Origin of the sequence: Sphaerospermopsis sp. FACHB-1094 (assembly GCF_014696195.1) — a bacterium.
Lineage (GTDB): Bacteria > Cyanobacteriota > Cyanobacteriia > Cyanobacteriales > Nostocaceae > Sphaerospermopsis > Sphaerospermopsis kisseleviana.
The window spans coordinates 1-12,492 of the sequence record NZ_JACJPT010000137.1; the positions used below are offsets into that span (position 1 = coordinate 1).

The following is a 12,492-nucleotide window of genomic DNA, read 5'->3' on the forward strand; positions in this document are numbered from 1 at the left end:
TCTTCCGATCTGGGACTGGGGACTGGGAAGATGAATAACCCAATTACCAATTACCAATTACCAATTACCAATTACCAATTACCAATTACCAATTACCAATTACCAATTACCCATTACCAATTACCCATTACCCATTACCAATTACCCATTACCCATTACCAATTACCAATTACCCATTATGATTTCTACTATCCCAAATTCTGGTACTGAAAATCTTGCTAATGTGCGGTTACAAATTCGTGCTTTACAACCGCAGTTAATAGAATGGAGACGACGCATACATCAAAAACCAGAGTTAGGTTTTCAAGAAAAACTGACTGCTGAGTATATTTCCCAAAAGTTGCAAAGTTGGGGAATAGAACATCAAACTGGTATCGCGGAAACTGGCATTGTGGCTATTGTCAAAGGTGAAAAATCTGGACCTGATAAAGTTCTAGGTATCCGTGCTGATATGGATGCTCTGCCAGTTAAAGAGGAAAATGAAGTACCTTATTGCTCCCAGCATGATGGAGTGATGCACGCTTGCGGACATGATGGACATACAGCGATCGCAATGGGTACAGCATACTACCTACAACAACATCGTCAAGAATTCAGCGGTACTGTAAAAATCATCTTCCAACCCGCAGAAGAAGGTCCAGGTGGTGCAAAACCGATGATTGAAGCTGGAGTCTTGAAAAACCCAGATGTTGATGCCATGATCGGTTTACATTTGTGGAATGATCTGCCAGTGGGGATTGTCGGAGTTCGTCCAGGTGCTTTTATGGCAGCTATCTCCTATTTTAACTGTACAATTTTAGGCAAAGGTGGACATGGTGCGCTACCTCATCAAACAGTTGATTCAGTGGTAGTTGCAGCCCAAATTGTCAACGCCTTGCAAACAATTGTAGCGCGGAACGTCAACCCCTTAGAATCAGCAGTAGTGACAATAGGTGAACTCCACGCCGGCACAAGAATGAATGTAATTGCTGATACAGCAAGAATGAGTGGATCTATCAGATATTTTAACACTGACTTAGCAGGATTTTTTGAAAAACGGATTGAACAAATTATTGCTGGAGTTTGTCAAACTCATGGCGCTAATTATGACTTAGAATATGTCAATCTTTATCCTCCAGTCATTAATGATCCAGAAATAGCAGAGTTAGTGAGAAGTGTAGCAGAAACAGTAGTAGAAACACCTGTGAATATTATCCCAGAATGTCAAATTATGGGTAGTGAAGATATGTCATTTTTCCTGCAAGAAGTTCCTGGTTGTTATTTCTTTTTAGGTTCTGCCAATGCTGAGAAAAAATTAAATTATCCTCATCATCATCCGCGTTTTGATTTTGATGAAACAGCATTAGCTATGGGTGTAGAAATCTTTGTTAGATGTGTCGAGAAATTTTTGAACTAATCTAATCTAATGTGATAATTGTGGGATAGGCATCTTGCCTGTTCCTAAATTTTAATAATTTTATAATAATTTTATAAAATTTGTATAATTTATTCATTTATGGAATATAATAATGTATTAGTCACCATTGGCACGGTAAATTTTGATCAATTGGTAAATTTCTATATTCAGTTACTAGAACAAGAACCAAAAAAGATGATACCTAATGTTTATGCTGAGTTTAACATCCTGAGTTTAACTTTAGGTATATTTAAACCAAAGAAAAATGATGAATCAGAATTTGTAAGCAATAGCAAAAGTCCGCTAAGTTTGTGTATAGAAGTGAGTAATTTAGAAAATGCGATCGCACACCTCACATCTTTAGGTTATCCCCCACCGGGAAAGATTTCTATAGCATCCCACGGTAGAGAAATTTACGCTTATGACCCCGATGGCAATCGTTTAATATTACATCAAGGTTATTAACCCAAGTTGCTAGTTAGGAATAGGAGTCAGGAGTCAGGAGTCAGGAGTCAGGAAAAAGAATGAATTATGATTGTGTTCCCTGCTTTATTGCTATCTACTTATCCTTGTTACTTCGATTTGAGAGCCTTTCTTGCATAACTAGCAACTTACGTTATTAGTTGTTAGTTATTAGTTATTAGTTATTTTTACCCAATCACCAGTCACCAGTCACCAATCACCAGTCACCAATCACCAATCACCAGTCACCAGTCACCAATCCCCAATCACCAATCACCAATGTCCATCACACAAAATTACAAATTAAATCTTATTCAATGGTATCCTGGCCACATTGCCAAAGCTGAAAAAAATCTCAAAGAACAGTTAAAAAGGGTAGATGTGATATTAGAAGTGCGGGATGCACGTATTCCCTTAGCTACAAACCATCCGCAAATGAATGAATGGGTGGGGAGTAAGTCGCGGGTGTTAGTAATTAACCGTTTAGATATGATTTACCCCCAAGTGCGATCGCTGTGGGTAGAATGGTTTAAAAGCCAAGAACAAGTCCCTTATTTTACTAATGCTCAACATGGTCAAGGTATCACAGCCATAGCTAAAGCAGCGCAAGCAGCCGGGGTAGAATTGAATGAACGCCGAAAACAAAGAGGAATGTTACCCCGTCCTGTCCGTGCAGTCGTCATTGGTTTTCCAAATGTGGGAAAATCAGCATTAATTAACCGCTTGCTAGGAAAACGGGTTGTTGAAAGTGCTGCGCGTCCGGGGGTGACTCGTCAACTACGATGGGTGAGAATTTCTGAACAATTAGAATTATTAGATGCACCTGGTGTTATTCCTGCTAGATTAGATGATCAAGCAGCCGCAGTCAAATTAGCAATTTGTGATGATATTGGCGAAGCATCCTATGATAATCAATTAGTGGCGGCTGCTTTTGTAGATATTTTAAACGAACTGCAAGAAAGCCATCCTCATTTATTACCACCACACCCATTACTTTCACGCTACGAAGTTGATTCTATTATTCACACAGGAGAAGAATATTTGCACGTTCTCGCAGAACATCGTTATAAAGGAGATGTTGAACGCGCTGCTAGAACTTTAGTTAGCGATTTTCGCAAAGGACTTTTAGGTAATATACCTTTAGAAATTCCACCACATTGATTTGACAACGGTTTCCAGGCTTTTTTGAGTAGTAAATGAGTGGTTTGAGTAGAAATTGACTAGTTAAAAGTCGGGACTGTAAGCAGAGGCGATCGCCCAAGTAGCAAGTTGACAATTCTGCCTCACAGATGATCTGAGTCACTAACGTTAGAAAGCTTTAGGTAGGTTTTGCTGAATAAACATGAAAAGATTATAGGTAAAGGGTCTTAGCCTGCTGGAAGTTAAAAAAGTGCAAGCTTTTGCGGGGGAGAAACTAAAAAACCTTGCACTTAATTCCTACTTAAAGAAAAAATCGCTCCCATCGAACTCTTGAAACTGTTCCCTGTTCCCTGTTAAGAGTTCCCTGTTCCCTGTCTCCACGACAAGACTTTTTCAGCAAACCCTACTTATCAAATGCTGTCAGAAAATTCGGAACCCAATTTTGATGGTAGCTGCTATCGTGAATGTGTGTAACACTAGGAAACTACCTGAAGTTAGTTTTTAACAGGAGATCAGGGAATGGCTATTGCTACCATTAATCCCACTACGGGGGAAACTCTGAAAGTATTTAAACCGCTTGAGGATGGTGAAATAGCGGCTAAAGTGGAATTAGCCCAACAAAGTTTTCAGGAGTATCGTCAGACAAGTTTTGAGGAGCGATCGCAATGGTTACTCCAAGCAGCGAATATTTTAGAACAGGAAAAGGCTGATTTTGCCAAAATCATGACCTTGGAAATGGGTAAAACCTTAAAATCTGCGATCGCAGAAGTGGAAAAATGCGCCCTGGTTTGTCGTTACTATGCCGAAAATGCCGCCAGTTTCTTAGCTGATGTCACAGTTAAAACCGATGCTAGTCACAGCTTTATAAAATATCAACCATTGGGGGTTATTCTCGCCGTTATGCCCTGGAATTTTCCTTTTTGGCAAGTTTTCCGGTTTGCAGCACCAGCATTAATGGCGGGCAATGTAGGTTTACTCAAACACGCCTCTAATGTCCCCCAATGTGCCTTAGCAATAGAAGATATTTTCCACCGTGCAGGTTTTCCCAAAGGAGTTTTTCAAACATTATTAATTGGTGCTACAAAAGTAGCTGATTTAATGGCAGATGATCGGATCAAAGCTGCTACATTAACTGGAAGTGAACCCGCAGGTGCTTCTTTAGCGGTTGCATCTGGTAAACAAATTAAAAAAACTGTCTTAGAATTAGGGGGAAGTGACCCTTTTATAGTCTTAGAAAGTGCTGATTTAGAATTAGCAGTAGCCACCGCAGTCACCGCACGAATGATCAATAATGGTCAATCTTGTATAGCAGCGAAACGGTTTATTGTTGCTGATCAAATTGCCGATGAGTTTGAAAAAATGCTCTTAGCAAAATTTCAAACTTTGAAAATCGGTGATCCTTTGGCTGATGATACAGATATTGGACCATTAGCAACACCCGATATTCTCCAAGATTTAGAAAATCAGGTGAAAATTGCGGTAGAAAATGGTGCTAAAGTCCTCACAGGTGGTAATGCTTTAAAAGATCAACCTGGCAATTTTTACCCACCTACTATTATTATAGATATCCCGGTAGAAAATCCTATTGCAAAGGAAGAATTTTTTGGACCAGTGGCTTTATTATTCCGAGTTAGGGATATTAATGAAGCGATCAAATTAGCTAATGATATACCCTTTGGTTTAGGTGCAAGTGCCTGGACAAATAATGAAGCAGAAAAAAATCGCCTCATTCAAGAAATTGAAGCCGGGGCAGTATTTATTAATGGCATGGTTAAATCTGATCCGCGTTTACCTTTTGGGGGTATTAAACGTTCTGGATATGGAAGAGAGTTAAGTATTCAAGGTATTCATGAATTTGTGAATATCAAGACAGTTTGGATGAGGTGACAGGTGACAGGTGACAGGTGACAGGTGACAGGTGACAGGTGACAGGTGACAGTAAGAAGGCAAAAGGCAAAAGTTTAAAAATTCATTCTTTCTTCTTCCTCCTGACTCCTGACTCCTGACTCCTGACTCCTGACTCCTTTAATTATTACTTTGAGGAAATAATCATGAATACTGCTGAATTATTGGTACAGTGTTTAGAAAATGAAGGTGTACAGTACGTTTTTGGTTTACCTGGTGAGGAAAACCTGCACGTTTTAGAAGCTTTAAAAAAATCCTCCATTCAATTTATTACCACTCGTCATGAACAAGGTGCTGCATTCATGGCCGATGTTTATGGGAGGTTAACTGGTAAGGCGGGGGTTTGTCTTTCTACTCTTGGTCCTGGTGCTACTAATTTAATGACTGGTGTAGCTGATGCTAACCTGGATGGTGCGCCATTAGTAGCTATTACCGGACAGGTGGGAACAGATAGAATGCACATTGAGTCTCATCAATATTTAGATTTGGTGGCTATGTTTGCCCCGGTTACTAAATGGAATAAACAGATAGTTAGACCGAGTATTACACCAGAAGTAGTCAGAAAAGCCTTCAAGCGATCGCAAACTGAAAAACCCGGTGCTGTTCACATTGACTTACCAGAAAATATTGCAGCCATGCCCGTAGAAGGCAAACCTTTACAAAGAGATCACATTGAAAAAACCTATGCAGCTTTCGCTAGTATTCGCGCTGCATCTGCGCTTATTTCCCAAGCAGTAAACCCGATCATTTTAGTAGGAAATGGAGCAATTCGCGCCCAAGCTAGTGACGCTGTAACCCAATTTGCTACCCAATTAAATATTCCTGTTGTTAATACCTTCATGGGTAAAGGAGTAATTCCTTATACCCATCCTTTAGCGTTATGGTCTGTAGGATTACAACAAAGAGATTTTATCACCTGTGGTTTTGATCATGCAGATTTAGTCATCGCAATTGGTTATGATTTAATCGAATTTTCTCCTAAAAAATGGAATCCTGAAGGTAATATTCCCATTGTCCATATTGCAGCTACTTCCTCAGAAATTGATAGTAGTTATATTCCCAAAGTGGAAGTAGTAGGGGATATTTCTGATGCACTGAATGAAATTTTAAAAGTCGCTGATAGACAAGGTAAACCTAATCCTTATGCTATTAGTTTACGGCCAAATATTCGCGCAGATTATGAAAGATATGCCAATGATGATGGATTTCCCATTAAACCACAAAAATTAATTTATGATTTGCGGCAGGTAATGGGACCCGATGATATTGTAATTTCTGATGTCGGCGCACATAAAATGTGGATGGCTAGACATTATCATTGTCATAGTCCGAACACTTGCATTATTTCTAATGGTTTTGCAGCAATGGGAATTGCTATTCCTGGCGCTTTAGCTGCTAAATTAGTCTATCCCAATCGTAAAGTTGTTGCTGTCACCGGTGACGGTGGTTTTATGATGAACTGTCAAGAATTAGAGACAGCTTTGCGGGTGGGTACTGCTTTTGTCACCTTAATTTTTAATGATGGTGGCTATGGTTTAATTGAGTGGAAACAGGAAAATCAATTTGGTAAAGGTAACGCTGCTTTTGTCCATTTTGGTAATCCTGATTTTGTTAAATTAGCGGAAAGTATGGGTTTAAAAGGTTATCGCGTTGAGTCTGTAACTGATTTAATTCCTGTTTTAAAAGAAGCTTTAATTCAAGATGTCCCTGCTGTTATAGATTGTAGGGTAGACTATCGAGAAAATCGCAAGTTTACGCAAAAAGCTGATGAGTTAAGTTGTGAGATTTAGGTGATTGGTAATTGGTAATTGGCGATTGGGAAAAATATAATTACCCATTACCTATTACCGATTACCCAGAAAATGAATTTGGTGGGTTATCAAGTGAAGTTGAGATGATATCTAAGATTTAAGGATGTACAGGATGTTATTTTATATCCTTAAAAATAACATCTGATATAATCAAGATTAACCAAAAAAGCAGACATCTAAACTTCACTAACTTTAATTTTTCCTCTGTGTCATCTGTGCCTCTGTGGTTCGTTAAAAAAAGTTATCTACCATCAATAAAAAATAAAAAATATCAAAAATAGAACGCGGATGAACGCAGATAAGCACAGATAAACCAAATCCTGTAAATCCTAAAATCCTGGACATTATGATTCTGACAAACTTATGATTGCTATTAAAAATCAACTGACACTACAAGAATTTCTCAACCTTCCAGAAGAGGATATCACTTATGAATTAGTTAACGGGGAAGCAATACCAAAAATGTCACCAAAAAGATTCCATTCTCGATTAACTATTGCATTATGTTTAATTCTCACACAATGGGCAGAAAATAAAGGGGAAGTAGGTATAGAATGGGCAGTTATTTTAAAACTTTGCGGTAAAGATTGGGTCCCTGTTCCAGATTTATTATATGTTTCTTATTCCCGTTTTCCGAGTGATGTCATTGAAAATGAAGCTTGTCCTATTTCTCCTGATTTAGTTATAGAAATTATATCACCTGATCAATCTTTTGGAGAAATGAGTGCCAAAGCTACAAATTATCTAGATGCAGGTGTAATGAGGGTTTGGGTAATAGATCCGAAAGCGAAAACTGTCACTATATTTTATCCTGATGCACGTCCCCAAACAAAACGGGGTAATGATAGTTTAGAAGATTCTCTATTTCCAGGTTTGGTAATTTCAGCAGAACAAATTTTTCAACAAGCGGGTATTCCTTAAAGTTAGGGAATAGGGAATAGGAAATAGGAAATAATTATTTACCCATTACCCATTACCCATTACCCGTTACCAACATCTTTTAAATTGTATCAGGATCTACTCCTAATTCTCTCAATTTCTGCACTAATAATTGAGCGCGGTTTTCAGATTCTTGGGCGCGATTTTCGGCTTCTTGAGCGCGATTTTCGGCTTCTTGGGCGCGTCTTTGTGCTTCTTCTTTTTCTAATTTCTCCCTTGCAGCACGTTCATCACCTGTAGGTATTACCATTCCTTGTTGATCACACCAACGCAACCAAATATCATTTCTTCCTTCAAATTCTCCTTCCCAAAATGTCACACCTAAGTTAATATCTGATAACCAAGTTTCTGAGGTTTTTGCATAATGTCTACCGACTAATTGATAAATGTGTAATTGATCTTCTCCTAGTTCTTGATTCGGATCGTAAACTAGATAATAGTTGACTTTCATTCTTTCATATATTTTCAGTTTTTTGGTGAGTTCTTCCCCTTCTTGGTTAGAAACTATTTCCATGACTAATTCTGGTGATTTACCAAATTTCCACACCATGTAACAACGATTTTGTTTTTTCCACCATTCTTCGGGAGTTTGCACATCAAAACTAATAAAGACATCGGGTACTATTGCAGGTTCTCCATCGGTATGATAAATTCCTACGTTGGCTTCTATTAAACAAGGTTGTAATTCTAAATCACTGTAAAGCGAACTAACTAAAAGTCGTTGTTGTTTTGCAGATGGAAAGTTATCCACAGGTGTATCGTCTTCTGTAATCAGTAAATTAGCATCTGGAATATAGTGATCATCAACTTTGTCTAAAAGTTGTTCAGTCATGATTTTTATTCACTTATTCAATAGCGTTATTTTAATTATACTTGGTATTAAAGTTTCGCGCAAATGCACAAAGAAGCAAAGGTGCAAAGTAAGAAGATAATTGATGGAATTATGATCAAAAAAGTTGCTTTTATAGATTCCTGTCATAAATAAATATTCTGACTCCTGTACGGGTTTAGCAGTGCTACACCCTTACTGACTCCTCACTTCTGATAAAAAATGTTAAATTTTCCTCAGTCTGCGATAATCTTTCCAAGTATTGATGTCAATAACCACGCAAGTTGAGGATATCGCTGTGACTAAGTTTTTATTTGTAACCGATCTAGATAATACTCTTGTTGGTGATGATCAAGCTTTGCTAGAATTGAGCGATCGCCTCGAAAATCATCGTCAACAACATGGTACAAAAATAGTCTACTCCACAGGACGCTCTCCCCTTCTCTACCGCGAACTCCAACAGGAAAAGAACCTCATGCCACCTGATGCACTGGTTTTATCTGTGGGTACGGAAATTTATCTCGATGGTAGCGATACTCCCGATCCCGAATGGTCAAAAATTCTTGCTCCCGGATGGCAAAGGGAAACTATACTGGAGATTACCCAAAAATTCCCCGAATTGGAATTACAACCAGAATCCGAACAACGTCTTTTTAAGGTCAGTTTTTTCTTAGAAGAAAAACTTGCAAGTATTATACCACAACTTGAGGCAGAATTGCAAAAACTTCAACTTAATATAAAATTAATTTATAGTAGCGGTATAGACCTTGACATTTTGCCCCTTACCAGCGATAAAGGTCAAGCAATGCAGTTTCTACGACAAAAGTGGCAATTTGCAGCCGAGCAGACTGTTGTTTGTGGTGATTCAGGTAATGATATTGCTTTATTCGCAGTAGGTGAGGAACGGGGTATCATTGTCGGTAATGCTAGACCAGAATTACTACAATGGCACAATCAGTATCCTGCTGAATATCGTTACTTAGCACAAAAGCATTGTGCTGCGGGGATTATGGAAGGATTAAAATACTTTAAGTTCCTAAAATGATAAGCTATCTCAAAGGTATTGTGGCTGGTGTGCAAACGGTTAGCGCGAATCGCACGATTCTCACGTTAGAGGTAAATGGCATGGGGTATGATTTACAAATCCCCCAACGTCTCGCTAACCAATTAAGTAATACTGGTGATGTGGTACAAATTTTTACCCATTACCAGATTCGGGAAGAAGTTCCTGTACTCTATGGGTTTTCTTCCCCTGCGGAAAGAGATTTATTTCGTCATCTGCTGTCTGTGAGTGGTATTGGTTCAGCTTTAGCGATCGCTCTTTTGGATACTTTGGAATTACCAGAGTTAGTACAGGCGATCATTGCTGCTAATATTAATATGCTCATTCAAACCCCTGGTGTGGGTAAGAAAACTGCTGAACGCTTATCTTTAGAACTCAAAAGTAAACTGATTGAGTGGCGTAAGTCAGCAGGGTTTTTTGTGGCTACCGGTGGTCCAGCACCAGGTATTTTGGAAGAAGTGCAAATGACTCTCTTTGCTTTGGGTTACACTCCCCATGAAGTTAGTCATGCTTTGCACGTTGTTAGCGAAGATATTGGTTTAACTAAAGATGCCTATGTGGAGGATTGGATTAAACAAGCGATCGCTCATCTTAGCAGTAGTGAAGCAGTTCAGATGGCAGGTGGCAGGTGACTCTTGACAGGTGGCAGAGTTGAAAGTTCTTGTTAACGAACCGCAAAGTACGCAAAGGACACAAAGGGAGGAGTGATTTAGAGAGATTTTGCGTGAGTCATCGGTCAATTTTAGGTTTATTTGTGTTGAAAATTAGTTTGTTTCGTTTCTGAGTAATGAATAAAAATCCTTACGCTTGGATACAGGAATCACTAACAACTATTCATCGGGCTGATTGGTATCGTTCTGTACAAACTATTGGCAGTCTACCCGGTGCTGTTGTGCTGTTATCTGGGCAAGAGGTGATTAATTTTGCTAGTAACGATTATTTGGGATTAGCAGCAGATGAAAATTTAAAAACATCGGCTATTCAAGCTATTCAACAATTCGGTACTGGCAGCACGGGTTCTAGATTACTCACTGGACATCGGGAATTACACAGGGAATTGGAACAGGCGATCGCATCTACCAAACAAACGGAAGACGCTGTAGTATTTAGTTCTGGTTATTTAGCAAATATCGGTACAATTACTGCTTTGGTGGGAAAGCGAGATTTAATTTTATCAGATCAATATAACCATTCCAGCTTAAAAAATGGGGCAATTCTTAGCGGTGCAACCATCATAGAATATCCCCATTGTGATATTCTGGCGTTGACGGCAAAGTTAAACCAAGAACGTCAAAAATACCGACGTTGTTTAATTATCACCGACAGCGTTTTTAGTATGGATGGTGATTTGTGTCTTCTTCCAGAACTGTTGGATCTAGCAGACGAATATAGTTGTATGCTGCTGATAGATGAAGCACACGCTACCGGAGTTATGGGAAAAACGGGGGCGGGTTGTGTGGATCATTTTGGTTGTACAGGCAGAGAGTTAATCCAAGTTGGCACGTTAAGCAAAGCTTTGGGAAGTTTAGGCGGTTATGTGGCGGGAAGTCATCAATTAATTGACTTTCTCAAAAACCGCGCACCTAGTTGGATATACACTACTGCCCTATCACCAGCAGACACAGCAGCAGCTTTAGCAGCAATTCAGATAGTACAACAACAACCAGAACGCCGTCAGCGATTATGGTCAAATGTTGATTATTTAAAACATTTGGTTACAGAAAATTTAACTAAGTTAACACCTAAGTTAACACCTAACTTAAAAATCTTACCTTCCCAATCTCCGATCTTCTGTTTTCAATTACCTGATGCAGCTACAGCTTTAACAGCAGGTAAGAAGCTAAAGGAAGCGGGTATTTTTGCTCCTGCCATCCGTCCTCCTACAGTACCAACAAGTCGTATTAGGGTGACAATTATGGCAACCCATGAAAAAGAGCATATTAATAAGTTAGTGAATAGTTTAGGAAGTGTATTAAAAGAAGTGTAGTTAGAAAATAATTCCTGCTGGTTATTGGAAGATATATAACTCCCTTGGATCATACACATATCATACCAGAAAAAAAGTGTATGTCAATATCAATCGCTGAAAAAACCAAAACTCGTTAAATAGTTGAGAATTTATAGCAATAATCTTGAGAATGGCTAGGGTTTATTGCGAAAATAAGGGTGAAAAACTTTTTTGGCAAATTTCATATTTAAAAAGCTTATTAAATGTTTCCATCCCCTTGCGGGGAAGTAGGTATGAAAAACAACTTTTAATGGTTTGCATCAGATTAAGATTTTGTTGTTTCCATCCCCTTGCGGGGAAAAGGTTATGAAAAACCCTATACTCACGGAAACCTTGTTACATTTAGCTTTCAAAGGGCATTTGCGCCAAGCTACGGAAACAAAGATGTAACAAGCAAAGTCAGTATTCAATTTTCTTGGTACAGATTGCTGTTTCCAGCCAATAAAGATAATTTAACCGAAAAACTCCCAGATGTCAACCCAAAAAACCAACATTTTCTTAAAATCACAGAACATTACTAAATGTAAATCTTTATAGCTGCTTGCGCCAAACTTATCAAAGTTCTTAACATTCCGTTACAATCCCGCAAACAACGAAATATTAAGGATATTGGTAGTTAAAATGCTGTATTTTCCCCAGTTCTCAAATTTACAAAAGTTAACCAAGTGGGTGTGAAAAATTGTCGTTATGACAAAGCAGGAGGCAGAAGGGAAAAGCAAAGTCAAACCACTGACTCCTGACTTCTGTACGGGCGTTCGCGAAGTGTGCTGGAAGCATCGGCATTCGGACGATAAATTATCAATTTTTATCACAGGCTATTTTCCTGTAAGGGCGAAGCTTGAGGGGGCGACAAGCAAGTTGAAACCAAGATAGGGAAAAGGTTTGAGGTGATAGACCCTCTGAAAAAATCTGGTGCTTATTGAGAATAGTATACAGTTA

11 protein-coding genes are annotated in these 12,492 nt (G+C 38.7%); 10 read left to right on the plus strand and 1 reads right to left on the minus strand.

All coding sequences use genetic code 11. The features are described from left to right. The 7 genes from H6F47_RS24435 to H6F47_RS24465 all read left to right on the plus strand — a co-directional run. Window positions 1–210 (plus strand): hypothetical protein (locus H6F47_RS24435; protein WP_206755161.1); only part of this gene is annotated, 210 nt, incomplete at its 5' end. Beyond that, window positions 179–1,396 (plus strand): M20 family metallopeptidase, encoded by a 1,218-nt coding sequence (locus tag H6F47_RS24440; protein WP_096569662.1) that lies wholly within the window; start codon window positions 179–181, stop codon window positions 1,394–1,396. The genes H6F47_RS24435 and H6F47_RS24440, both read left to right, overlap by 32 nt. A 99-nt stretch (window positions 1,397–1,495) precedes the next feature. Further along, the gene (locus tag H6F47_RS24445; protein WP_137669546.1) at window positions 1,496–1,861 is read left to right on the plus strand and encodes a VOC family protein; all 366 of its coding nucleotides are present in this window, start codon (window positions 1,496–1,498) and stop codon (window positions 1,859–1,861) included. Window positions 1,862–2,137: 276 nt separating this feature from the next. After that, window positions 2,138–3,019: a ribosome biogenesis GTPase YlqF gene (ylqF, locus tag H6F47_RS24450; protein ID WP_096569666.1), complete on the plus strand. Its 882-nt coding sequence runs from the start codon at window positions 2,138–2,140 to the stop codon at window positions 3,017–3,019. 498 nt (window positions 3,020–3,517) lie between these two features. Further along, entirely contained in the window at window positions 3,518–4,885 is a 1,368-nt protein-coding gene (locus tag H6F47_RS24455; protein ID WP_190651396.1) for an NAD-dependent succinate-semialdehyde dehydrogenase, read from the plus strand. A gap of 164 nt (window positions 4,886–5,049) precedes the next feature. Next, a complete protein-coding gene (locus tag H6F47_RS24460) occupies window positions 5,050–6,693 on the plus strand; it encodes an acetolactate synthase large subunit (protein WP_096569670.1) in 1,644 nt (547 codons plus the stop codon). 384 nt (window positions 6,694–7,077) lie between these two features. Then, window positions 7,078–7,635, plus strand: a complete 558-nt coding sequence (locus H6F47_RS24465; protein ID WP_190651398.1) for a Uma2 family endonuclease — start codon at window positions 7,078–7,080, stop codon at window positions 7,633–7,635. A gap of 79 nt (window positions 7,636–7,714) precedes the next feature. On the opposite strand, the gene H6F47_RS24470 is transcribed toward H6F47_RS24465, so the two are convergent. Next, complete coding sequence (locus H6F47_RS24470) at window positions 7,715–8,485, minus strand: Uma2 family endonuclease (RefSeq protein ID WP_190651400.1); 771 nt, start codon at window positions 8,483–8,485, stop codon at window positions 7,715–7,717. A 295-nt stretch (window positions 8,486–8,780) separates the two neighbouring features. On the opposite strand from H6F47_RS24470, the gene H6F47_RS24475 reads away from it, so the two are divergent. The 3 genes from H6F47_RS24475 to bioF all read left to right on the plus strand — a co-directional run bounded on the left by H6F47_RS24475 (window position 8,781) and on the right by bioF (window position 11,532). Continuing rightward, window positions 8,781–9,527, plus strand: coding sequence for a sucrose-phosphate phosphatase (locus H6F47_RS24475; protein WP_190651402.1), 747 nt, complete (start codon window positions 8,781–8,783; stop codon window positions 9,525–9,527). Continuing rightward, the gene (gene ruvA / locus H6F47_RS24480) at window positions 9,524–10,177 is read left to right on the plus strand and encodes a Holliday junction branch migration protein RuvA (protein WP_137668574.1); all 654 of its coding nucleotides are present in this window, start codon (window positions 9,524–9,526) and stop codon (window positions 10,175–10,177) included. Before H6F47_RS24475 ends, ruvA begins: the two co-directional genes overlap by 4 nt. A gap of 155 nt (window positions 10,178–10,332) precedes the next feature. Next, a complete protein-coding gene (bioF, locus tag H6F47_RS24485; RefSeq protein ID WP_190651404.1) occupies window positions 10,333–11,532 on the plus strand; it encodes an 8-amino-7-oxononanoate synthase in 1,200 nt (399 codons plus the stop codon). Window positions 11,533–12,492: the final 960 nt, after the last annotated feature.